Raw genomic sequence first — 23,755 nt, forward strand, 5'->3', positions numbered from 1 at the left:
AATGGAGGTATATTCCTTGACTTACCTAATGTTTTTAATATTAATCAATGAAAATTAGAGAAAAACAGCGATATTTTAAGAAAATGAAAGTATATTGAGGGAGGAGCGGATCACATGATAAATACAATTATAAAAACCCTTATTTTAGATAAAAGTATCCGTTTATACTTTACGGATAACACAAAAATGCTACAGGAAATCATGGAGTTAAGTACAATAAAGGATAAGACCTGCTGTTTTGCTTTAGCTAAAGCGGTTTCCATTCTGAGCCTTCTTTCCGCAGCACTGAAGGATAATCAGCGAATCAGCTTGGTTATTACATTAACGAACAAGAATCATAAAATATATGCAGATACAGATGCAGGAGGAAATGTACGCGGCTACGTCAGCCAAGCACTTTTAAAAGCATCCCGACAACAGAATTCAAACCACTCACTCCAGGACCTTATCGGGACAAAAGCTTCCATACGAATGATGAAAGGATTGGAAATGAGCCAATTCACTGGGGTTACAGATATGCCTTATCAAAATATGGACGATGATTTTGCCTATTATTTTAAACAAAGTGAGCAGACAGATACCATGATACAAACAAATATTGAATTGGACAGGAATAGCTGTCTTCTTAAAAGTTATGGAATCTATGCGCAGGCCTTGCCTGGAGCTGAGGAAGGTGCATTGGATTTTGTACGGGAGCAATTCGAAGCAGAAAACCTTGCTTCTTTGCTGCTTAACATGAATGACGCCGAGATAGAAAAGGCGTTGAACCAGCGCTTTTATCGTTCTAAAGTGTTGGAACATAAGCCAATCCAATTTTCCTGTTCCTGCTCGAAGGAAATGTTTTATGGCTTTCTGTATTCCCTATCTGCAGAAGAATTACAAAAAGCCGTGGAAGCAAGCACTTCTATTGATACAACATGCCATATTTGCGGCAGAAGCTATGTATTTCACCCTTCTGAAATACAAACTATTTTACAAACGAGGTGAGCACATGCCAGATTACTGGTCAACCGGGCAATTAGCAGCGCTGACAGGACTTTCCATCCGTACACTAAGGTACTATGATCAAATCGGGTTATTTTCGCCTTCTCTCTATACAGAGGCGGGACATCGGCGCTACACCAGCGAGGATATGCAGATGCTGCTGCAAATTCTCGTGTTGAAAAGAATGTATTTACCATTGGAGGAAATAAAGGAGATTATCCAAACACACAACGAGAACCTATTAGATACACTCGATCAACAAATTAGCCGGGTCAAAGCAGAATTAGCTGTTCAGGAAAAACTGCTGAGCCAGTTAGAATATACCAAACAGGAAGCAGCTAAGATGGAAACTATTTCTTTCCAAGAGCTGACCTCCCTTTTTGAATTGATTCGATTAAATCGTTCCGACTATTTTACAAATAAACAGCTTGATAAAATGAGAGAACACTATCTTCATACAGGAAAAAAAGCATACAAACAAGGGGAAAAACGCTTTAAAGAACTGCTTGGAGCGTTAAAAGACAAGCATGAAGATGGCGTATCTCCACAGGATCCATCCGTTCAGAGCTTGGCAGAGGAATGGCAAGAATTGATGGATACTTTTTCAGGAGGAAATAAGGACTTGATAGAGAGCGCCGAAAAGTTTTACGCTAAAAACCCACAGCCTGCTTTGCATTTTGGCTTGGACAGTGTGTTGTATAGATATATTCAAGCTGCTTTGGAGGAATAGCGAAAAGATGCACGACAGTAACTATCTGTATGCCAGAAAAGGCTGATACCAAACCAAGAAAAAAATGACTTGTATCAGCCTTTATTTTCTATGATTAATTAAAATCATTTTACTAAATCATCGTATTTCTGAGCGCCAAATAAAACGCGCATAATCAATACATTTTTGTTCTTAATCAAGTAGAAAACAATATAATTCTCAACAATAGGTTTACGATAACCTCGTCCCCTTATTATTTTATCTTTTGCCAGTTCACAAGAGAATGGAAATAGGTTCAATCACTTAATTCCCGATTCTATTTTATTCATTAATTTATTCTTTTTACTTTAACCCAACAAACTATTCCTTTAATGCTCCGGAAGATGAAATAATTTTTTTCGCACCAAAAAAAACGACTCCTTTGCAACGAAGCCGTTTTTTCCTTGTTAATATATAGAAGCAAATCACACATCTTATGCTTCATTATCCTCCGTCTCTTCGTCTTCCAATTGCTCTTCCATATGTTCATCAGGGGCTACCTGTTCAACCTTGATCTCATCATCCAATACGTCCTCTAACTGGAAAAAACCTTCATCGTAATCAAAGTCTAGTGCATAATCCTCTAATTCCATACTTGTTGTAACCTCACCATCATTTGAGCTCATCTCCATCTGGACGATGACAAAGGTTTCGGTATCAAAATAATAGTCGATTTCCTCCTCTCCATCTGTGAATACGAAGTGATGCGCATCATATTCATTAACAGCAGTCTCACCTTCATAGGTAATGTTGTGCGTATCCATCATCTCGCGAATCTGATCTTCTTCCATTTGGATTTCTGCTGGATTTGCTTCCACATCTAACATTTCGATTTCGTATGCCGTATCATCACCCTCTGTATAATTGATGGAAGTTTCACTATCATCAGAGGCGCTATATTCTACTGGGCTGCCATCTGTCTCTATTTCCGTACGTTCACTGACCGTTCCATCTTCATTATTCATTTGCCATGAGTACATATGCATCGTAGTAGAAGATTCTGTTTCAGCGTTCTCTTCTCCTCCCAGTTCTTCCTCCAGCTCCTCATCTAAGGACATCTCCATGGTAATCGTTGCTTCTTCATAACGCTGATCAATTCCAGACAAAGCATCTAGGGCTCCCTCCAGAAGCTCTTCTTCCTCATTTACCTCTCCCTCTTCTGTTTGATCAACTTCTGGTGTATCTGTTCCATTGCCATTGTCTTCTGCGTCATTTTCCCCTGTATCATTACATGCCGCTAATATTAGTAAAAAAGATACCATGACTGCCCAAATATAATGCTTCTTCATACAACTTTTGTCCTCCCTCATTTTTACATCTACAGGAGGATTTCCCTTCAAAATGAGTGCTAAAACTTTCATTTTAAAAGAAAATTTGGTATTTGCTTAAATTTAAACATTTTATAACGCCTATTAAAAAGGCTGCCATTTCAATTGTTTTGCCTTATTAAATCGGTTCTCCACTTCCGTCCAATTGACAATATTCCACCAATTATCTACGTAATCCTCTTTCACATTCTCATATTGCAGATAATAGGCATGCTCCCACACATCAAGGACGAGAAGAGGTACCACATCCCATTGACTTAAATTTTGATGCTTTTCCGCCTGAAGAATCTCCAGACGTCTTGCCCGCGGAGACCATACTAAAATAGCCCAGCCGCCCCCCTCTACATGATTTGCTGCTTCTGTAAAATGTGCTTTAAACTGATCATAGCTGCCAAAGGATTGCTCGATTTCATGCAGTAAATCTCCCGCAGGCTCCCCGCCCCCATCCGGGCTCATCACCTTCCAAAATATCGTGTGCAGATAATGTCCTGCACCGTTAAACGCTGCTTCTCTTTCCCAATGCTTAATCAGGTCATAATTATTATCCCAACGCGCCTGCTGCATTTCCAATTCCGCTTTATTTAAACCGTCCACATAGCTCTGATGATGCTTATCATGATGCAATTCCATAATCCGGCGGTCGATATAAGGCTCTAAAGCATCATAGCTGTATGGAAGCGGCGGAAGCCTATGACCTCCAATTGGAACTACTCTCTCACGATTTCCTTCAGCTCGCACTGCCTCCGTGTGCTGTTCTATATACTGGTTAAATTTTGTGTACAAATGATTCGCTTGGTTGTAAGCCTCCTGTTCTTCTATAGCATGATGATTTGTAAGCTCCTTTTGAAATTGATTGAATTCCTTTTCCCATTCAGCTAATGCATCTCTACGGACATCCTCTTGAAGAGATTCACTTGCTTCCCGATATGTTTGCTCCATCTCTTTACACCATAATTCTATTGAATGAAGATATTGTGACAATGAAAAAGCCTCCCTCAAATTAGTCGTTAATACTATATGCAAAAGCGGCCTGGGCTGATAATATTTGTAACAGGAACAGACTGTTAAACAAACGTTTGAGTTAATTTTATTTTACGTTTTTCATTGGAACTATCGTATTTTTTAATAATATGTTTTGAAAATGGTTTATCTTTATAGCAATTTTTCAAACCCTTACATACTTGAAGAAAATAGTTCTCCCATCGTCTCTGTTAAGATGTCGTCCATTGTCCCCCATTTACATGCAATGTCTGCCCCGTCACAAAACGGGAATCATCTGAAGCCAGATAAACAAATGTTGGCGCTACCTCAAATGGCTGGCCCTGACGCTGCATCGGGTTTCCTGCCAATGTCACTTCATCTGCAGAGAAGCTGGATGGAATTAGCGGTGTCCATATCCGTCCTGGAGCGATTGCATTTACCCGGATTCCCTGACCGACTAAATTATTTGCCAATGCTCTGGAGAAGCTGACGATAGCTCCTTTTGTAGCTGTATAGTTCATCAATTGCTTGTATCCTTCATATGCCACGACAGAAGCTGTGTTGATAATGGACTGCTTTCAAATGCGGAAGTGCAGCACGTGTCACATAAAAATGAGAATATACATTTACTTTAAACGTATCATCAAATTGTTCATCCGTAATATCCAGCAGGCTTAATTGCTGAAATTGGATTCCAACATGATTACAGAGAACATCCAATTTACCAAATGTTTCAACCGTTTTCTGCACAATATGCACACACTGTCTTTTTTCTCGGACATCCCCCGGCAATAATAAACAGCGCTGTCCGAGCTCCTCAATTCGATTTTTTGTCCGATTTGCATCCTCATGCTCGTCAAGATAAGAAATAGCAACATCGGCACCTTCTTTAGCAAAAGCAATGGCAGCCGCTGCTCCCATCCCGCTGTCTCCTCCTGTGATTAGCGCAACTTTGCCAACAAGCTTATTGCTGCCTTTTTCATTCTTATTTTCAATAATCGGCCTGGGGAACATCCATTTTTCCAGCCCCGGCTGGCGATATTGGCGTTGTTCTGGTACAGTCAATGCGACCTCTTCATATTGCGTTATTTTCCCGTAGTTTGGGTACATCGGATAGGTTGGATCTGTTGGTTTATTTGATTTATCCTGTGTCATCCTCATCCTCCTTGCAAATCATTGGATAGGTTACTTTATGACACTTGGGCGAATGTAGTGAAAAAAAGACATGGTTCCGATATTAGAGGAAATGGAATAAGGTATGAGAAAGAAGGAAAACAAGGAGGAAATTGTGATGCAGCAATACGATTACAATCCAGAGGTAACGTTATTATTAGTAAACCATTCCGATGAAAAAGTGGAAGTATTATATACAGCTGCTAATCGTCTATTTCAACTACCGAAAATTGGGCCCAGACCGCCATATTTTATTCATCCTGTGTATGAACAGTATTATCCGATTATCTAATGCCGATCGATATATTTTTAAAAAGCTACGTATCTGTTCCTTTTAGCTAATATTATACTTTAATCAGTTTAATATTAGCCCCTACATAGAAAATTTCATTCTTCGGAGCTTTTTCCAGCTTCTTCTACAGAACAAGCCTGTGTGCTTGTGCAGCAAGGCGTCATACGATTACAAATCCAATAAAAAACACCGATTGGAAATCGGCATTTTTATCTTGATTTATTGTATTATTTAATAAAAAGTCCCAGGCTGTTGCGGAGTTTGCGGTCTCCACCAAGACTCTACCATTTGCCACGCTGAATGAAAATCCTGTCCCTGCCCCATCAAATATGCAATTGCTACAGCCTCTCTTAATGCATGCAGATAACCGAGATGTTGCGCTTCCCGCATCCCGTGGTTAATTACTGGAGACATCGCAGACAGCACCTGCTGCTCCATTGAATGCTGTCCCATATTCGGCTGTTGCTGATAATGTGGAGGTTGTTGTTGATTATAAAAATTCATATGCTGATTTGGGTTATATGGATTAGACATATTAGCCACCTCACTTATAAATGGAATCATTTTAGGTAAATTCCCTACTGTGCAGCCTATGCATTTATTATTTTAAATGTTCCCTTTGAATACTTCATACAGAAGCAATGTTATTCATGCCTGTACCCTACGAAATTTTTAAATAAAAAAATGATTTCCCGCCATAAAGCGGAAAATCACCAATTTAATACCTTACCACATTACTTAACAGTAATCACAACGTCTTCACTCGCACGTACTTGCTTCACATCTTGTTTATTTAATGCTTCAATATCACTCATATTAGTAACAAGCATTGGCGTGACCGTATCTGCAGCTTTTTCACTTACCACATCTAAATCCACATCAACAAGTGCATCGCCTTTTTTCACTTTATCTCCCTCTTTTACATGGATGGTAAATCCTTCTCCATCCAAGGCAACCGTTTCTAATCCAATATGAATTAGAATTTCCGCACCATTGTCAGCTTTAATCCCTACAGCATGCTTTGTCGGGAACGCTTGTACAATATCTCCGTCAACAGGTGATACGACTTTACCGTTAGATGGTTTAATCGCAATTCCGTCCCCCATCATTTTTTCAGCAAATACCGGATCAGGTACTTCTTCCAAAGGAATTACTTCCCCGTCAACTGGGGCGAATAATTCAATTTCCTGTTTTTCTTTCTTTTTAAAAAGCTTCCCAAACATAGCTATCCCTCCAAAATTGATATACATTGATTTTATCATATGTTCCCAAGAATTACTTTAATAAGCCTGCTAGAGCCCAACATGTAATCAACTTTGCTTATCTACCAGCTTTTCCACATTTCTTTCTGCAGTATTTAATCTCATTTACAAACCTCTTTTTCACGCAGAATCGCCGATAAAGCCAGACAAAAATCATCGTCAACGAGGGAATAAATCACAAAATGTACTAAAACTCCAGATACCATATTTACGATACCTGGAGCCCTTTTCTCCAACTAATCTTGTTTTTGTTTATCCCAGTCTTCAAAATCATCATTATTTAAATTTCGGATTTTACCGTTATTCTCGATGACCGCTTCTACTTCTACTTTTACATTTATATTCGGATACGTTTCATTGAGAAAGTTTTTCAGTTCATTATGAGTATAGTTTTTCCTGATTCGGTTACTGATTCCAAGAACATCTGCATGTTTATCCTGCAGCTTTTTAACGAGCTGAAGTGTATCCTTTTCCACTTTCTCTTCAAATTTCTTCTGAATATCTTCATCGTCTAAATGATCCTCTGCTTCAGCAACAATCATCACAAATTCCAGCTTGATGGTCAAGTCGATTTCATCGTCATTGTATTTGTAATCGTACTCCACCTCTCTTTCAACAAGCTCTACATCGGTTGTCTCATCAATTGTTATAAACGTTTTAATAACATTTTCTTCATTATTTAATAAATTCATCAGCAGCACTTCCAAATCATCTAATGTTTCAACGATCTTTCCATTCTTTAGAACCGATGCGCCAAAGTAATCCATTTCCAAATTTTCATTTGAGCTGATGATGGGAACTGCAATATCAGAGGTATATGAATGAATACCTCGGTACACCTGCCATAAACTGACTTCTGGACTATAAATTTCCCAACCAGTCTGTTTTTCCAAAAACCCAAATATAGGTACTCCTACTTTTTGAAATGTATTGATCATCTGATCAATATAGGTATCCATATCTTCTTTAGTAAATGCCACAGTTGGTGTTGCCGGCATATCTCTCATGCGCATGAAGGTATTAATAATTTTTCCAATCCCCTCCCTTCCCAGCTCTTCACCTAACACAACAAAACCAATATGTTCTAAATCAATGGTTGTTTCAATTTTTTTCTTAATTTGTTCAATAGCATCCACAATCGTAGCACCTTTGCCGTCCACCTTCGCCAAATTCCTCTGCTCAGATACCACAGAGACCGGTATGATTAAATACACATGATACAAATCTTCATCCTTTGTTACCCCCATTAAAATAGGCGTGGAACGGTAATTAATGTCTCTGGAATCCCAGCATCCGCTTAATAAAGCCAGCAATACGAAAGAAATGATTATCTTTATCCAATAATTACGTTTCATGTTTATCCCTTCTTCCTATCCAAAAAATGAAGATCAGCAGACTGATGAAGGTGTAAAAACGAAGCGGCACAATCCAAATGATATGGGATTGTACTTGCTCCCACGTAGAAATCATATTTGCTACAGCTGTAATGAGGATAACTATAATAACCATTGCAATCGATGCATGAAGCTTGCTGGTATGGAAGATATTTTGATATAACATCCGCAAAATATGCAGAAGCATTCCTAAAAATAACGTTGCGTAGATAAGAAGACTCAACCCAAAGAGACTTGTCAGAGTTTCAAAGATAGACCAGTCAATATCAACCGTAGCTAACATTTCGATATATGGAAAGGTGAAATTTCGTGCTATTTCATTTCCAAATACCAGCATTGGCGAGTATGCAGCCATAAATATAAATGGAATCAAAAACAACGAAAACCAGAAAACCGTTTTATAATTGAATTTTTTTCCTTTTGGTAAAAAAGCAATAAATAAAAAGGTGGGAGATAATATTAAAAAACCTGTGATAAAAGGCATCTCCAATAAGAAATCGAAGTTACTTACCTTTGCTGGAAAGAAGTTATACCATTCCGCATTGAAAAAAGATAATATAAAAATAACGACAATGACATAAGAAGAAGTAGCTGCTATTAAAAAGGTTGTCCGGAAGATACTTTCCATCGAACCAAGACCAATATAACCAGCCGTTGTAATGAAGATGACCATCACATAAAACATGGGTGTCTGATTCAAGAATAATACTGTAGTAAACTCTGCATAAGTACGGATGGCAACAATCACTGTTCCAATAATAAAAAGGCTGATGGGCACAAGTAAAGTAAGGGATACAGCCCAACGTTTTTTGGGCAAATTTTTTAAAATATTAGGTTCCTTTAACTTGGATACACCAAATAACAGCAGACCAAAAAGAGCGATATGTGAAAATCCATGTATAAGAACAATTAGCCAATGTCCATTATCTACTGTATCCAGGATAAGGCTAGGATACAGCAGAAACATCACTCCGATATTTGTGACTAAAAAAAAGATTATAATCAATAAATTATTGATTTTCACTTTGAATCCCTTCCTTTTTCCATCGGACATATGGAACTCCAAAACTCGTGATTCGGGCAATATAGGAGCATAAAACCAGCAGACCGATGACATGTCCCAGAATTCCAAACATAGCGGAGAAAACGACAATAATATATTTCATCAAGCGCAGCGTAATCCCATTTTCAAAGTTAACGATAATTCCATTTGCAATTGTCGTCGCAGCAATGATAATAATCAATACCCCACTCACAAGGCTGGCTTCCACAATCGCCTGTCCCAAAATAATACCGCCTACTACTCCAATCGTATTGGATATCGAGAGAGGCAGCCGAACGGCAGCTTCCGTAATCAATTCAATCAAAAGAAGCATAATGATGATCTCAATAAAGGCAGGATAAGGCACAAATTGACGGCTCTCCGTTATCGACAAGGCCAGCTGGACTTTTAACATTTCCGGATTTATTGTAATCAGCGCGACATATAAGCCGGGCAGCAATACAGCAATCATAATTCCAACAATACGCAGAAGATATAAAGAATACACAAATGCACTCAGATAGTTACTGTCACTTGGCTGCTTGAACACATCAAAAACCGTATTAAACAATACCAGTGCAAACGGATAACCATCCATAAAGAATACAATCTTCCCCTGCTCTATGTATTCCATGGCGTTTTCAGGTAGCTCTGTAGAATTTACTCTGGTAATTAATGAAAATTTAGAAAAACCAAATGCAACATGAATGTCTTTGACTTGTTTGATTTCATTTGGATAATCCTCGATTTTCTTTTTAATCATCTCTACCATGTGTTCCTCTGTCGTCCCTTTTAAAATAAGAAAAGAAAAGCGGCGGTTTCTTTTTCCATGCTGTGTTGTGATTACTTCCACATCTTTTGATTGATATTTACTTCGCAACAGCCCTATATTTTGTTGACTATTCTCTGTAAATGCATCCTTTGCCCCGTAAATAGTGGTTTCATTGACAGGAACTTCAATACTTCTGTATAGAGGTTGTGAAACAGGATCAATAATTAATGACATTTCTTTCTCACGATTCCAAATAATTACTTTTCCTTCATAGAGTGTTTTAATTTGTTTATTAAATTCCATTTTCTTCCAAGGTGTTTCTTTAGAATGAAGGCTGTTTGGCTCTGATGATTTTTCTTCTTCGTGCCGAACTAATGTCTCCACCATTTCCCACGTAGCCGAAAAATCCACCAAACTTTCAAACCCAACCACATCGTAAGGAATACCTTTAATAATGACGGACTTCATTTGCAAATCTTTATTCTTCTGTTTCAAATCTTCTATCTGATTGATGAAATCCATTGTCCGCATCCTTTCTCTTATCTTATCTTTTAGTTATGAGCAAGGAAGCACTTTTTCATACAAAAATCCGCAGCTCTGTTCTTTCTAATTTTTTAAACAGGTGGTTCTACACCGAAACTTTATTCACCCGGAAGTTTACAGAGGGTTTACCGTACTAATGTGTAAATTATAAGAAACCTTTTCCCCCTTTTCTCGTATTATCTATTAAAAGAACACGATTCGGAGGCAGGATAGCATGTTTCGTTTTAAAAGCAAGCGCAGAGAAAGAGCAGCAAAAAAAGTAAAGAGTGGGGATGGACATGCGTTAAAACCCTTTCGTTTTTATGAAATATTTTATCGTTCCCTTTTTTATATAAACCTTCATGAAGATGATAAAGAAAAGCATACTTATGCAGTCCATATTAATTACTTTGATGAAAATGAGTCCATCGATTTATACCGTGATGGAAAGCACCATGCAAAAGCCTCTACTCCAGCTGTCTTTCCGGTTCCTGGAGGGGTTATTGAAGCTGCAGCAACGACATATGGTTTAAAACGAATTCATTATATTACGGAAGATGAACGCGAGTTTGTACTCTCCCCAGATCGCCGTTCAGCGGAAGGGCTGCGCATGCGTTTCGATGCCAAATTCCCTGAAATCAGCGCCATTATCGGAAAGTTTGCCATTTTTATTCTGCTGGTTTCTTTAATACTAGGACTTCCGCAGCTGGCTTCGCTTATTTCGGAGATTCCCTTTATTGCAGAGCGGTTTGGTTCCTTTGATTCGCCAATCATTCTTCCTTCTTGGCTAAATACGACACTTCTCATCGCCGGGGGCATCGCAGCTATTGAACGTGCTTTGACATTAAAAAATCATTGGCTGATTGATATGGAAACAAGCTGGTGGGATGACTAATTTTTGAAGTGAATGAAAAAGGAAATACGAAGTTTATCAGCAAGTATTTAAAAATGCAGCAACCGCCAGTTGAATGACAGTTGCTGCATTTTTAAATACGTTTTTCGGCGATTCATGACCTGTTAAACTGATTATTGGATAATTAATTGCATATCTTTCGTTCTTTACGCTTCTAACCATATCCGCTCAAGCTGGTGATGATCTTCTGAAATCTGCAGCTTATAAATATCGGGATTACTAAGTTTTCTCCACGCCTCAAATCCCGTACTTTTATCGTAATAATGCAAAAGCAGAGAGATGATTCCTCCATGGGCCACCATTATGCTGCTCTTCGCATCGCTTTCTCGCAAATCATTCACTACATGCATTATTCTCCTGGTTGCTTCCTTACTGCTTTCGCCGCCTTCATATTTTAAATCGAAATCCGTATACGTTGCTTCAAGTTTATCCATCCAATCTGGCATTGAAACCGTACTGAGCACCCTCTCTTTCAAACGGCTATCTGTCTCTATTTTTAAATTGTTCTTTTCAGCAAAAGGCTCTACCGTTAGTATCGCGCGTAGAAACGGGCTGGAAATGATACGATCAACTTTTTTGCCGGAAAGGAATACAGCCAGCTTCTTCGCCTGCTCTTTTCCTTTTTCCGTCAAGGAGGCATCAGGAGCTTGACCTGTTGCTTCACAATGCCGGATGATGTAAATTATTTTATTCATCTTCTTCAATAATCCTCTCTTTTTGAAAAATTTAATTTATTCTCTTTATCCTAACAGAGTTTATGATATTTCTTTTATTTTTTATGAACTTTTTGCTTTGTTTGTTTGTATAGTCAGTAAACAAGGGGGAGGGAATGAAAATCAATGCATATCAAAAACGAACCATTTATATTACAACTGGTGTACTTATTTTCTTCGCAATCATTTCTTTCATCACAAATGATTGGAGATTCTTTTTAGGAAGCTTATACTCTGTATTCATTAATATCATGTTTGCATTTACCGCTAAAAACAATAAGCATATACAAAAATTTAATCAGAAACATGCTGAAAAAAAGAAACTTGTAAAATAAAATATAAAATCCAATGTTTTTACTTCTTTGATATAATGCCTGTACAGTAACTCTTATTGACGAGATATAGTTCAAACCTTATCCATGTCCGTTTATTTGGCTGGCCATCATGTCATACTCGGAATTTGATCAAAGAAAATATATAATAGATAGGAAGGGAATTATGGGGAAAGGATATATTATTTCTTTAATTGTGGCAGGGGTATTATCAATATTGATTCCTGCTATCATCAGATCATTTAATCATAAATATGTTGTTAAAGAAAATGGAAAAATAAATTATAAAAAAACAACGATTTATTTAAGGTGGAACGTGTTTGATACAGTCACGTTATGCCTTGCCATTTATGTCATTCTCTGTGCACAAGCCTTATTTTTCTTCATTGCAGCTGGAAAAACCGTTGAAAATGCATGGGTGCAATTTCTATCCAATCAAACGCAAACTTGGGTTATTGTTATTGTGAGTTATTTTGTTTCCCGTATTTCGATGACATTAAAATCCATCAAAGCCCACCTAGGGGATAAAGAAGATGAAGCGTAACGAAGAGTGGATGGAAATTTACAAAAATGGGGACAAAGCAGGCTTCACACAATTATATGAACGCCTGTACGAACCGCTTTACTGTTTTCTCTACCGTTACACGCAAGAAGAACAGCTCAGTATCGATATTGTTCATGATACGTTTGAAATCCTGCAGAAGAAAAAGCAGGCATTCAATCCTGCGAAAGGAACAGTCAAAGCTTATTTATTTCAAATTGCTTACCGCTTACTAATAAATAAATTAAATCGAAGAAAGAAATGGCGCTCTCTGCTGCCTTTTTTAGCACCACAGTCTAATCACTCGATAAGCATGGATGAAAAATTATGGGTTCAGCAGGCCATTGCCGACTTGCCTGATAAGCAGCGGGCGATTATTTTACTGGTTTATTATGAAGACCTGCCGCAAAATGAAATTGCATCGATATTAGATATTCCGATAGGTACCGTTAAATCGAGGCTACATACGGCAATGAATACATTAAAAAACAACCTGGAGGAGGATTTTCATGCTGAAAGATGAATTTAATGAAGAAGATAAACTAAAGGAAGAGCTGGACCGATTTCAGGTAATCGTCCCTGAGCAGAAACGCAGGCAAAAACAAACAGCCTGGCAGCGATTTATCCATTATTTAGCTTCCCCTGCCAAAGATCCTTTAGAAAAAGCAACCGTCACCTTAACCGGGTTGAATTTAACAAGAATGGTTCCTTTAGCTTTAGGGGTTGGGATGAGTGTAATTCAATTATGGATTCATATGTAAACAATAAAATGCGAGTAAAGCAACTTTCTATTACTAAATTCTGCCCAACTTCCTTAACTACAGTTTTACAGATTCTAGATTAGGAGATGGTTTTATAACCTGGAATAATGGGAGGTTCGTAAATTCATGCAGGTAGTATCTTGACTTATCTTTGGATACCTTCTCCTTCTCTTACATGTATGGTTTCATGAGCTGGGGCATTACCTTGCCGGCCGTTTTATTGTAGAAATCCATAAAGACAATATCCAGATAAAACTTTTGAATACCCCTTCATGTTGCGTTGAAAGGGAAAGATGAGCAATGGGTGGGGCCGAATGACAAAGACGGAAATTATATAGAGAGCTATTTAAAATATGATCCGCAGGGTAAATGGTCTTTTTTATACATAATGGCGGGTTTTATTTTTCAAACAGTTATTTTTTTCAGCCTGGCAGCGAGCATCTTTTTTATTTTTCAATGCTGTATATATTTTCGGAGATGCTTTATTTTCTATTTGGAAACAAACTCCCTTTGGTGACACGAGCGCTGCTTTTCTTTTTGCCAGGTGGCAAACGATTCTATTTGTTAGCATTCTTTTACTAATTTATGTTTTCTTCTATATGTTTATTTGGATTCAATCGTAACTTCCACATGACAAGGGGCAGGTTTCATAACCGCTCCCTTTTAGGCTACTGATATAAAATTACTTTTCCCACAACATCATTTACCGGCAAGTTTTCCATTTTCTCCATCATTTGCGCTTACTCCTCTTTATTTAGTTTTAAATAAGTTTTGCTTCATATAAACAAAGTGAGCCAATTTACAATGAAGCCAGCTCACTTTGTTTGTTTATAGAAACAGATAATCTATTTTATTTACTCACTAGCAAGCCTTTTAATTTCTGCTTCACTTAAGTCTGTGATCTCTGCAATGTCACTGATTGACATATCTCTTGCTATCAGTTTCAAAGCTAATTCCTGGTTCCGCTTTTTTATCCCTTCTTCTATTCCTTCTTGCTTTCCTCTCTCAAAATAAGAATTCGGCAGCTGCATGACTATTTCTTTTTCCTCTTCCGGCAAGTTTTCCATTTTCTCCATCATCTGTTCTTCCTCCTCTTTATTTAGTTTTAAATAAGTTTCGAAATAACCATAAAGAAACTCCATTTGCGCCGGATTGATTTTCATCCGGGTAATCATACGCAGAAATTCCAACTTTACTTGGACACGCTCATGTTCTTCATAGCCCATCTGACTAAGCAATGCGGCTGCGGCCGGGTTGTCTGATTGAATATATTCTTTCCAGTTTTTCTTTCTTAATTGTAATTGTAAAAAGTTAAATTGAAGTACTTCTTGGGTAGGTGTATCGACTTTGAATTTCGTGGGTTCTTCTTGTTTCCTATTATAACTCAAAACGGCGATAGGTTGAATTGGTTTGCGGTGTTTAGCGTAAAGATAACTGAAGTAGAGAAACATTCTTTCGGGGAAATCTGCCTCATGGGTGGATTGTGCTTCGGTGTGGATATGGAGAATTTTATCCTCGTGATGCAACTTTACTTCGACGAGCACGTCAATTTCCTTTTTGGAGCCTTCAAGATAATCCAGGTAGACTTCCTGTTCAAGAAATGTGACGTTGGAGAAATCAATGTAGGGATGAAGGTCGGGGAAGAAGCCTTCGATAAATTCCTCGAAAAACTCTTGTATCAGCTTTTTCGTCAGCCGATCATGTTTCATGTAATCTGCTTTTTCTTCTAGTATAACGGGGACTGTAAACAATAGAGCACTTCCTTTCTTTTAAATTATATTTATTTTAGCAATTATTCTGAAATAAAACAATTATAGTTTTTTCATTCCTGCTTCGAAAAAACTAATACTACTTCCCTATAAGAAAAGAGCATCGTCACAGACCATGCTCTCCTCTCCCTTATAAGAACTGCTAAACTAATCTTTTTCATTATTCTCCCCTTGAACTTGCGGCTTCTTTCCTTTAAATGAAACGAAAAATACAATTAAACTCACAATAAAAGCTGCTAAGGCCAACCATGAAACTGCATTGGATACCGAAATGACATCTAAAAATCCAAGTACAGCAATGATAGGCATGACAAGAATAGCTCCCAGAACCTTTTTAAAACGTGCATATCTGGCTCTTTCTTTAAATGATGTCATGGCATCCTCCTTTTTCGTTATAGAAGGTTTTCCCGGCTTTCTTGCAGGTGAAACATGCTCCATAATACATCACATAAGAAATATGATAATTCTTCCGTGTATGCAATTCAAAAAGTCTTTTAACGCACAGTCTCCATAAACCGCTCTTTCTCCAGCTTCAATACTTTTTTCTGAATAGAAGCTTCTTCCTCTTCCTGCTCCTGCTCATCTAAAATGCGTGATGCTGTGTCAGATTCTTTTACAAACAGGTTAAAAAGATTCGCTTTCTCTCCTAATACGTCAAGCATTGCCACATCAATACTCTCTTCCGTTAATAAGCGATAAACGACAACGTTTCGAGATTGTCCCATTCGATAAGCACGGCTGATCGCCTGTTCTTCCATTGTCGGCTTCCATTGCGGTTCGCATAAAACAACCACATTGGCAGCCTGAATATTCACCCCGACACCGCCGGCAGTAATCTGGCTGACCAGAACGGAACCAGCTTCATCCGCTGTAAAGGCATCAATGATTTCCTGTCTTTTATGATTGGAAACATCCCCAGTAATGACGCGATGTGCCTCTTTTTCTAAATTACTGCTGATTGTCTGGATAACATCTTTAAAATAAGAAAATACCAGCACTTTATGACCGTTTTCTTTTGCATTTTCACAGATTTCAAGCAGCTTCTCAAGCTTCGGTGACTTACTCTGAGATTCGCCCTGCCAGCCTGCACGGCGCATGGCCATAACCTGTTCCTCTTTCACTGCCTGCTGATAGAACTTCTTCTCTTCTTCACCAAACGGAACCCATTCTGGAATAATCTCCAAATCCGGAAGCTCATGTAATACGTCCTTCCGATTCCTCCTTAAATAAACTGGAGCAATGGCTTCACGGAATGCTTGCGGATTACGCAACAGCATCTCTTCTGATAAGTCATCCGCAATTCCCGGCTGCAGGACAGAGACCAATTGCATCATTTCCTCTACCGTGTTCTCGAGTGGAGTTCCGCTCATAAATAAGACATACTCCGCTTCGTCTGCCAAATGATAAACATTTTGCGAGCGCTTTGTATTCGGATTCTTCACATAATGCGCCTCATCAACAACCAACGCATCAAAATGATGACTGCCTTCCAATGGCAGAGTTCCCGCCAATTCAAAAGTGGTTATTAAAATACCCGTACCTTCTTGCCAGGCCTGAAATTGTTCTTCACGATTGCTGCCGTGAAAGATAAATGCCTGTAAAGCAGACCGCTGTTCCATCTCTCTTTTCCAGTGGGCGATTACGCTTAGTGGACAAACAATGACAGCATGTCCCTGATGGTTTTGCCTGAGATGATTGAGAATAGCAAGCGCTTGAACCGTCTTTCCTAAGCCCATCTCATCCCCCAGCAGCGTCTTTTTATAAAGCAAAGCATACTTCGCACCAAAAATTTGATAATTTCTTAAGGTAATATGCAGTCCATTCGTATCAAGCGGATGGTTATTTACTGCTCCTACCACTTCTTCTGGCAGACTTTCGGAAATATTCTTCGAGTCAAAGTCCGTTGCTTTTTCAATTTCTGTATAGTAAAAGGCATTTTCTCTTTCAAAATGCTTTTTGAGCTCTTCTTTACTCACTTCAAAATCAAGCATATAATCTAATCTTTTCTTTATCTGTTTTAATTCCTTTTGATGCTTGTTTTTATTTAGATTGGCAAAAGCAGACCGTATTTTTTCCTTCTCCTCTTTCGGCTGAAATAAACCGCCAAAAAATCCTTTCTGTTTCTTGGCCATTTCAATATCAGATATCGTTTCATCATAATACTCCTGAAATTTCTCCTGCATCTCTTCAAGAATGTTTAACAAATGCCATTTTTTATAAATCGATTCCAGCAAATGAACATCTTCATCAGAAATATCATCCGGATTCACACGCGGCGTTGCCTGTTTATATACTGCTTCTTTTATTTTAGAAACTGCCTGATAAATGTGCTCTGCCGTTTTTTCATCCATTCCATCCAGCTGCGCCAGGTCCTGAGCTGGTTTATCCGCTATATCTTTCATTGTTTTCAGCCCATTATGCTTCAAAGTGTTTACAGGGAGCTCTTTATTCACTGTTAACATTGTATCTAAAGGCATCGTCTTTAATTGTTCATTTCCTGAGCTTGTTTTCAGCCTCTGCCATATTCCTTTGATTCGATTGTTAAATAACTCCTCCGAGTTCATATCGATGCTGTCGTATATCCGGTTCAGCTCCGCTTCTAACCGTTCTACGTCCTGTTTCGTCCGTACCATGATTTCTCCTCCTGCTGCTCTATATCAAACATGTAAAATTGTCTTTTTTATCGATCACAGACAGCAATTTTTTTTACCAGCTGCCTCATCTCTATTCAAAATTACATTCCGCTTCAGCAGAATGTATGACATTATATTATTGTAGCATTGTTTCCCGCACGATAAAAAGAGAAGATGTCTTTATCGTTACGTATTTACCCTTTATCGATAACGCAAACGCATTTCCTGTTTTCAAATGTAGATTAAAACCGTTCTTAACCATCATAAAAAACCGCTTGATATCTAAGTATACCAAACGGTTAGAACAATGTTGAAGCTGATCTATCACGAAAAAATGAATTTTCGTTTTATATTTGCATCAAGCAAATTCTATGTAATATCAAAATAATTCGCCCGATGAACCTTCTGAAAAAAATGCTGGTGAGATTTATTTTTTCGGCTTCCCTTAAAAAGATGATGATTTCTGCTTAATAATTCCTTATAATACTGAGCAAATCCCGCATGTGATAATCGCAAATTAGCCATTCTTTTCATTGGCTCATCAGTTTTATCCATCTTATCATCCTCCTTGCTTTAGCGTATGTACAAGGTGAGTCAATTATGAAAGCTGGAAGGAATTTAATTACAAATTAAAGATGATTGCAACATACTGTCAGTTCCACGGTGAAAACTTCTTTTTTCGATGCTATTTTCCCACCGTCTAAAAGCCTGCTTACAAGGAATCTCAGTCTCCTGAGAGAAAGCAGACAAACTCCGCTCAATATACTGTTTTTATAATTACACTAATATCCTTGTACGTGATTTTTAGAAAAGCATTTCACTGCATACTTTCCCCAATCTCTTTCTTCATAACAATCTCCATTTTTCTCCTGCTCCGAAACGCCCCGACTGTCAACACAGCCATCAGCACACAGATAATGATTCCTAACATGAAAGCTGGTTCATAGCTGTTGGAAAGGTCATACATATAACCGAAGACCGCAAATCCGAAAGACTTTACTAACGCCTGTCCCATCGTTACATAAGAGAAAATTTCAACAAAATGTTTCTTTCCAAATAATTCTTTTGTAATCAATGGCAGCCCGACGATAATAACCGATGCATGAATACCGTACAGAAGGGAAGCAGTAAACACGGTAGCATAGGTTCCATGAGATATGAAAAATAGACTGAAGCCAAATGCAATCAACAGCACACTGACAATCAACGTCATTTTCACACCAAATTTATCACTGGCTGCTCCAAAGAGAAATTTGGTAAGCAGGTTCGATATCATCGAAGCCGAAACTAATGTGGCAGCGGCTGTAGTGGTTAATCCGACAGTATCACCGTAGGAGGTTAACAGCTGGTTTAATCCGCTGATCAACCCGGAAAATGAAGCAATGATAATTACACAGAAAAAAGCTAAACTCGTTATCGCAACTTTCACAGGTACGCCCTTTTCATTTTCTTTTTTAAAGGTTTCTTGATCTTCTAAGGTTTCTGCATAGCCATATGGTTTGTACCCTTTATCCTCCGGTTTAAAGCGTAAAACAAAAATGGTGAAAGGCAGGACAATCACTCCGATAATAATCGCGGTGATCACATATGCAGTTCTCCAGCCAAAGCTGTCGATGAAAGAAGCAATCACCGGATTCATAATTGCTCCTCCAATACCTGTAAAAGCACCGATGATTCCCAAAGCCATTCCCGTTTTTTTGTGAAACCAATTTTGAACAATAACCGGAATAGGAATATAAAAAATAAATGCTCCGACAAATCCGATAACGATACCAGAAAGGTACCATTGCCATATTTCTGTATATAACGACATGGCAGCAATAGCCGAAAGAGCTACCACAAAGGCAACAGATAATGTAATGCGGACATCGATTTTAGGTAATAATTTTGCCACTAAAGGAGAAGCCACAAACATTGCCAAGCATAGAAAAGTCATGTATAAAGACATATCTCCTGTGCCAATCCCCAATTCCTTTGTAACAGAAGGAAAGAATATACCCGATGTGTTGAAAATTGTACCTAAGCCGGCAAAATTGATCATACAGCAGACAATTAAGACCACCCAAGCGTAATGGAATTTTTTCTTCTCTTTCATTTTGCATCACCTTTTTCAGCTAGTATCCATTCATTCACCATCAAAGTAATTATCCCCTCTGGAACAACCCTGGGGGTCTGTCATTTTACCAACGGGAGAGACTGCCCTCTCCCACTGTATGGTGCTTCCTATGCCATTCCATTCGATTTGAAATAGAACCGTGCTTAAATCACTGTAACACGCTTTACGCGGCTTCTACCATACCTTCATTCTCTTTCTTATATCTTTTATTAACGTAAATTGCAAGCAACACACCTATAGCTGTTATGGCAAAGTTAAACAATAAAACATATTTTGGTCCGTCTACACCGCCAACTCTTGTAATCACACCAGCTGCACTTAAAATAATATAGTTAGCCAGACTGGATGAAATCATAACAATGGACGTGATTTTTCCTTTATGCTTTGGAAACAGTTCATTTGCTGTGGATGTTACTAACTGTAATACTCCGCCAGCTGCAGCGAATCCGAGAATAAACCCGCCAATCAGTAAAATAGCCGGCGTTTCTATAAAGTAAATAATAAGCAGCATAACCGCTGATATCGCTGGATATAAAATAAGCACTTGAACTGGTTTGAGCCATTTTTTATTGATGAAAACAGCCGTTAATAATACAGCAACAATAGATCCGATGGCATAATAGGACTGAATGGTGCTTGGATTTTCCATACCATATAATGTTCCTAATTCCTGGTTGGCATTCAGCCAGAGCTGGAATGTAGAAGTACATGTAAATGCAATAAGAATAATGACCACGCTTGTCGCTGTGAATTTCATTTTTTCTTTCTTCTGGTTCTTATCAGTCTTTTGGGTACTGCTATTTGGCGGTAATGGCACAAAAGCCAGCAACACACCGTCTATAGCGAGCAGAATCGCTACAAAGTAAAAAACGGTTTGGAATGACATTTGGCTGGCAGCCACAAACCCTATCATAAAAGGTAATGCAAACTGTCCGATAGATATAGAGAACTTAGTGAACATATTCGCTATACTGCCCTTTTTACCGAAAATCTCCATAAGGGATGGAATAACCCCGGTATCCAAAAAGGAATTGGCAGCTCCTCCTAATAAGGCAAAGACAAAAGCAACATAGAAATTCGGAGCAAAAATGATTCCAACAAAGAATAATACATATAAACCGACACCAATCAGACTGGAAACTCTTCTGCCAAATTTATCGGAAACAGGTCCTGAGATTGGCAGCGTAATCAGACGCCCCAGCCCTAATGCAGCAATAACGGTAAAAACGATACTTACATCCAACGCGCCATTGGGCAAGGTTGCTGCTCCCCACAGCTCTGCCAGCTCATCTTTATATTGTGCCAGAATAGATACTCCAATACCATGGATAATAAAAGTAATATAGAGTGCCAATGCAGCTGGATAATATCTTTTCGTATTCATGATTTTTTTCTCCTCTCATTTGAAGGACTTTTTATTTTCTACTGGATATAAAATGATTCATCATTCTGTGGGAGTTTACGCTCCAATGTTTTCAGGTTAGTGTGACTGCTGCGAAAAACACTACGCTAAATAGTTTTTTGCTATCTAGTTGTAACAAACATCATATTTAAGAAAATTCATTAACCTGACAACATTGGTTTACGCTCTCCTCTCACAGAATAGGATTAATACGGCATTTCGATGACTTACCCTTCCAAATCAGTACAGCGTAATCAAAACATCTGATTTTTCACATATTCCACTGGCATTTCCTGACCTGTCCACAATTCGAATGCGGCAGCGCCCTGCCAAAGCATCATCCCAAGACCATTGATTGCCTGGCAGCCAACGGTCTCTGCCATCTCCAACAGCTTTGTTTTTCTAGGGATATAGACCACATCGGAAACAATCAATTCCGGACGCAGCCAAGAAGGGTCGGGAACTAAGGCTTGCCCTTCAAGCGGTTTCATTCCAACACCTGTTGCATTTGTTAAAATATCGCTTGCTGCAATTTCTTCTTTCAACGTTTTTTTATCTTCTAACCGATACACATTTGCTATACAGTCCCCTTCCATTTTTTCATTGATAATCACCGTATTATTTTCCGCCCGGTTAAAATATTCATCGTCTCGATTAAAAATGGAAATTTCTTTTACTCCTTCCAGAGCTGCCTGGATAGCAATTGCCGTTGCCGCCCCACCGGCTCCCAAAAGGGTGATTTTCTTTCCTTTTACATCGATATGATTTTCTTTCAAGCTGCGAAAATAGCCGATCCCATCTGTGTTATAACCTATTAATTTGCCATTATCATTTAATACGGTATTCACAGCACCAGCAAAACGCGCTCCATCTGTTAATTCATCCAGTAATGGAAGTATTTTTGTTTTGTTCGGCATGGAAACATTAAATCCACGCAGGTTTAAGGCCCGGAACCCGGTGACAACATCCTCCAGCTGCTTGTTATCTACCTCAAATGCCATATAGACATAATTTAGTCCCAGTTCCCGAAATGACATATTATGCATTGCCGGAGATAAAGAATGTCCAATAGGTGTTGCTGTCAGTCCAATCAATTTTGTTCTTCCGTCGATTCTGCCTTGATCTGTCATGTTAATTCCCTCCTGAATTTTTGATAACATACCATTGATTTTTTCTATTTTACCTATACACTACACTCTAATGCCCCACTACATTTGTGAAATATTTCACATGAATAACTGCAATAATCCCATTTTTTTATTAGGAAGCATCTTATCCTGGTTAACTGGGTTTTTATTTTATAAACTCTGATGCAGCAGATGCAACGTCTGTTTTAATTCCGCCGCTGCAACCTGTCCGGGCGCTGATGCTTTATTTGCCGCACCAAATGTTAATGCAGAGCCAAATACTTCCCCAGCGAGACGGCTAATAACGCCCTTTCCTGCCATCGACATTGTAATAATCGGCCTGTCAGCAAATTTCTCCTTCATTTCTCTCGTAGCATCCAATAATGTCAGTACGTCTGCCGTTGTTTCCGGCATAACAGCAATCTTCGGTAAATCGCCGTCCAGCTCTTGAGCCCGGCAAAGTCTGGTTATGATTTCTTTCTTATCTGGCGTCTTGTTAAAATCATGGTTTGATATGATAACAAATACACCATGTTCATGCGCGGTTTCGATGATTTGTTTTACATCTTCGGGTTGATTGAAAAGTTCGACATCAACGATATCAACCTGCCCTGTTGCGGATATTTCACGGTTCAGTTGTAAATAATAATTAACAGAAACCTCTTTTTCTCCTCCTTCATTGAAGCTGCGGAAAGTAAATATCAGAGGCATCTCCGGAAGCACCTTGCGTATCTCCGTAAGGGCTTCTTTTACTTTTTCGATATCCTCAACCTGTTCAAAAAAATCAACACGCCATTCGACTACATCACATTCCAGGCTTTTTAGAAAATCTGCTTCTTCTATCAACTGGTCAACCGTTTTGCCAACCATCGGGATGCAAATCTTTGGCATCCCTTCACCGATACGAATATTTTTTACTTCCACGGCTTTGATCATTTTTTCTCCTCCTT

General features: G+C 38.6%; 25 protein-coding genes and 1 pseudogene. 8 read left to right on the forward strand and 18 right to left on the reverse strand.

Annotated features, from left to right (window positions below; all coding sequences use genetic code 11):
• Positions 1 to 114: 114 nt before the first annotated feature.
• The gene (locus ACFO3P_RS11810; protein ID WP_289584701.1) at positions 115 to 987 is read left to right on the forward strand and encodes an Hsp33 family molecular chaperone HslO; all 873 of its coding nucleotides are present in this window, start codon (positions 115 to 117) and stop codon (positions 985 to 987) included.
• A gap of 4 nt (positions 988 to 991) precedes the next feature.
• Positions 992 to 1,714 (forward strand): MerR family transcriptional regulator, encoded by a 723-nt coding sequence (locus ACFO3P_RS11815; protein ID WP_193062627.1) that lies wholly within the window; start codon positions 992 to 994, stop codon positions 1,712 to 1,714.
• 104 nt (positions 1,715 to 1,818) lie between these two features.
• Here the strand turns inward: ACFO3P_RS11815 and ACFO3P_RS11820 are convergent, their stop codons facing one another.
• The 4 genes and pseudogenes from ACFO3P_RS11820 to ACFO3P_RS11835 form a co-directional block, all read right to left on the reverse strand.
• Positions 1,819 to 1,992, reverse strand: a complete 174-nt coding sequence (locus ACFO3P_RS11820; RefSeq protein WP_084612888.1) for a type II toxin-antitoxin system RelE/ParE family toxin — start codon at positions 1,990 to 1,992, stop codon at positions 1,819 to 1,821.
• Positions 1,993 to 2,166: 174 nt separating this feature from the next.
• Complete coding sequence (locus ACFO3P_RS11825; RefSeq protein ID WP_289584699.1) at positions 2,167 to 3,021, reverse strand: hypothetical protein; 855 nt, start codon at positions 3,019 to 3,021, stop codon at positions 2,167 to 2,169.
• Positions 3,022 to 3,144: 123 nt separating this feature from the next.
• Positions 3,145 to 3,999 (reverse strand): superoxide dismutase, encoded by an 855-nt coding sequence (locus tag ACFO3P_RS11830; RefSeq protein WP_379542434.1) that lies wholly within the window; start codon positions 3,997 to 3,999, stop codon positions 3,145 to 3,147.
• Between the two features lie 272 nt (positions 4,000 to 4,271).
• Positions 4,272 to 5,196 (reverse strand): annotated as a pseudogene (locus ACFO3P_RS11835) (SDR family oxidoreductase).
• 136 nt (positions 5,197 to 5,332) lie between these two features.
• Between ACFO3P_RS11835 and ACFO3P_RS11840 the strand changes: the two are divergent.
• A complete protein-coding gene (locus ACFO3P_RS11840) occupies positions 5,333 to 5,506 on the forward strand; it encodes a hypothetical protein (protein WP_289584698.1) in 174 nt (57 codons plus the stop codon).
• A 231-nt stretch (positions 5,507 to 5,737) separates the two neighbouring features.
• Here ACFO3P_RS11840 and ACFO3P_RS11845 read toward each other — a convergent pair whose 3' ends face one another.
• The 5 genes from ACFO3P_RS11845 to ACFO3P_RS11865 all read right to left on the reverse strand — a co-directional run bounded on the left by ACFO3P_RS11845 (position 5,738) and on the right by ACFO3P_RS11865 (position 10,498).
• On the reverse strand, positions 5,738 to 6,040 hold the full coding sequence (locus ACFO3P_RS11845) for a hypothetical protein (protein WP_289584697.1): 303 nt from the start codon (positions 6,038 to 6,040) through the stop codon (positions 5,738 to 5,740).
• A gap of 200 nt (positions 6,041 to 6,240) precedes the next feature.
• Positions 6,241 to 6,729 carry a PTS sugar transporter subunit IIA gene (locus tag ACFO3P_RS11850; RefSeq protein ID WP_289584696.1) on the reverse strand — a complete coding sequence of 163 codons (489 nt, stop codon included), beginning with the start codon at positions 6,727 to 6,729 and terminating at the stop codon, positions 6,241 to 6,243.
• Positions 6,730 to 7,004: 275 nt separating this feature from the next.
• Complete coding sequence (locus tag ACFO3P_RS11855) at positions 7,005 to 8,123, reverse strand: Ger(x)C family spore germination protein (RefSeq protein WP_289584695.1); 1,119 nt, start codon at positions 8,121 to 8,123, stop codon at positions 7,005 to 7,007.
• Positions 8,113 to 9,186 carry a GerAB/ArcD/ProY family transporter gene (locus ACFO3P_RS11860; protein ID WP_212928564.1) on the reverse strand — a complete coding sequence of 358 codons (1,074 nt, stop codon included), beginning with the start codon at positions 9,184 to 9,186 and terminating at the stop codon, positions 8,113 to 8,115. The genes ACFO3P_RS11855 and ACFO3P_RS11860 overlap by 11 nt, the downstream gene beginning before the upstream one ends.
• A complete protein-coding gene (locus ACFO3P_RS11865) occupies positions 9,173 to 10,498 on the reverse strand; it encodes a spore germination protein (protein ID WP_289584694.1) in 1,326 nt (441 codons plus the stop codon). Before ACFO3P_RS11865 ends, ACFO3P_RS11860 begins: the two co-directional genes overlap by 14 nt.
• Positions 10,499 to 10,733: 235 nt before the next feature.
• Between ACFO3P_RS11865 and ACFO3P_RS11870 the strand changes: the two genes are divergently transcribed.
• Complete coding sequence (locus tag ACFO3P_RS11870) at positions 10,734 to 11,393, forward strand: hypothetical protein (RefSeq protein ID WP_042531323.1); 660 nt, start codon at positions 10,734 to 10,736, stop codon at positions 11,391 to 11,393.
• Positions 11,394 to 11,557: 164 nt separating this feature from the next.
• Here ACFO3P_RS11870 and ACFO3P_RS11875 read toward each other — a convergent pair whose 3' ends face one another.
• Positions 11,558 to 12,106 carry a histidine phosphatase family protein gene (locus ACFO3P_RS11875; RefSeq protein ID WP_042531321.1) on the reverse strand — a complete coding sequence of 183 codons (549 nt, stop codon included), beginning with the start codon at positions 12,104 to 12,106 and terminating at the stop codon, positions 11,558 to 11,560.
• 134 nt (positions 12,107 to 12,240) lie between these two features.
• On the opposite strand from ACFO3P_RS11875, the gene ACFO3P_RS11880 reads away from it, so the two are divergent.
• From ACFO3P_RS11880 to ACFO3P_RS11895, 4 genes are all read left to right on the forward strand, one after another.
• Positions 12,241 to 12,459: a hypothetical protein gene (locus ACFO3P_RS11880; RefSeq protein ID WP_042531319.1), complete on the forward strand. Its 219-nt coding sequence runs from the start codon at positions 12,241 to 12,243 to the stop codon at positions 12,457 to 12,459.
• 163 nt (positions 12,460 to 12,622) lie between these two features.
• Positions 12,623 to 13,000: a group-specific protein gene (locus ACFO3P_RS11885; RefSeq protein ID WP_193062614.1), complete on the forward strand. Its 378-nt coding sequence runs from the start codon at positions 12,623 to 12,625 to the stop codon at positions 12,998 to 13,000.
• Positions 12,981 to 13,520, forward strand: a complete 540-nt coding sequence (locus tag ACFO3P_RS11890) for an RNA polymerase sigma factor (protein WP_379542435.1) — start codon at positions 12,981 to 12,983, stop codon at positions 13,518 to 13,520. The genes ACFO3P_RS11885 and ACFO3P_RS11890 overlap by 20 nt, the downstream gene beginning before the upstream one ends.
• Positions 13,507 to 13,758 (forward strand): hypothetical protein, encoded by a 252-nt coding sequence (locus ACFO3P_RS11895; protein ID WP_042531315.1) that lies wholly within the window; start codon positions 13,507 to 13,509, stop codon positions 13,756 to 13,758. Before ACFO3P_RS11890 ends, ACFO3P_RS11895 begins: the two co-directional genes overlap by 14 nt.
• An 854-nt stretch (positions 13,759 to 14,612) precedes the next feature.
• Here the strand turns inward: ACFO3P_RS11895 and ACFO3P_RS11900 are convergent.
• The 8 genes from ACFO3P_RS11900 to aroD form a co-directional block, all read right to left on the reverse strand.
• Positions 14,613 to 15,509 (reverse strand): Rpn family recombination-promoting nuclease/putative transposase, encoded by an 897-nt coding sequence (locus ACFO3P_RS11900; RefSeq protein WP_052484954.1) that lies wholly within the window; start codon positions 15,507 to 15,509, stop codon positions 14,613 to 14,615.
• Positions 15,510 to 15,674: 165 nt separating this feature from the next.
• Entirely contained in the window at positions 15,675 to 15,902 is a 228-nt protein-coding gene (locus ACFO3P_RS11905) for a hypothetical protein (protein WP_212928568.1), read from the reverse strand.
• A 119-nt stretch (positions 15,903 to 16,021) separates the two neighbouring features.
• Positions 16,022 to 18,160 carry a DEAD/DEAH box helicase gene (locus ACFO3P_RS11910; protein ID WP_212928569.1) on the reverse strand — a complete coding sequence of 713 codons (2,139 nt, stop codon included), beginning with the start codon at positions 18,158 to 18,160 and terminating at the stop codon, positions 16,022 to 16,024.
• Positions 18,161 to 18,529: 369 nt separating this feature from the next.
• The gene (locus tag ACFO3P_RS11915) at positions 18,530 to 18,715 is read right to left on the reverse strand and encodes a hypothetical protein (RefSeq protein ID WP_042531312.1); all 186 of its coding nucleotides are present in this window, start codon (positions 18,713 to 18,715) and stop codon (positions 18,530 to 18,532) included.
• A gap of 262 nt (positions 18,716 to 18,977) precedes the next feature.
• Positions 18,978 to 20,255, reverse strand: a complete 1,278-nt coding sequence (locus ACFO3P_RS11920) for an MFS transporter (RefSeq protein WP_212928570.1) — start codon at positions 20,253 to 20,255, stop codon at positions 18,978 to 18,980.
• Between the two features lie 184 nt (positions 20,256 to 20,439).
• Positions 20,440 to 21,660, reverse strand: coding sequence for an MFS transporter (locus ACFO3P_RS11925; RefSeq protein ID WP_212928571.1), 1,221 nt, complete (start codon positions 21,658 to 21,660; stop codon positions 20,440 to 20,442).
• A gap of 272 nt (positions 21,661 to 21,932) precedes the next feature.
• A complete protein-coding gene (locus ACFO3P_RS11930; protein WP_289584691.1) occupies positions 21,933 to 22,808 on the reverse strand; it encodes a shikimate dehydrogenase in 876 nt (291 codons plus the stop codon).
• A 168-nt stretch (positions 22,809 to 22,976) separates the two neighbouring features.
• Positions 22,977 to 23,741 (reverse strand): type I 3-dehydroquinate dehydratase, encoded by a 765-nt coding sequence (gene aroD / locus ACFO3P_RS11935; RefSeq protein WP_193062607.1) that lies wholly within the window; start codon positions 23,739 to 23,741, stop codon positions 22,977 to 22,979.
• Positions 23,742 to 23,755: the final 14 nt, after the last annotated feature.

Source organism: Oceanobacillus aidingensis, assembly GCF_042654105.1.
Taxonomy (GTDB): Bacteria; Bacillota; Bacilli; order Bacillales; family Amphibacillaceae; genus Oceanobacillus; species Oceanobacillus oncorhynchi.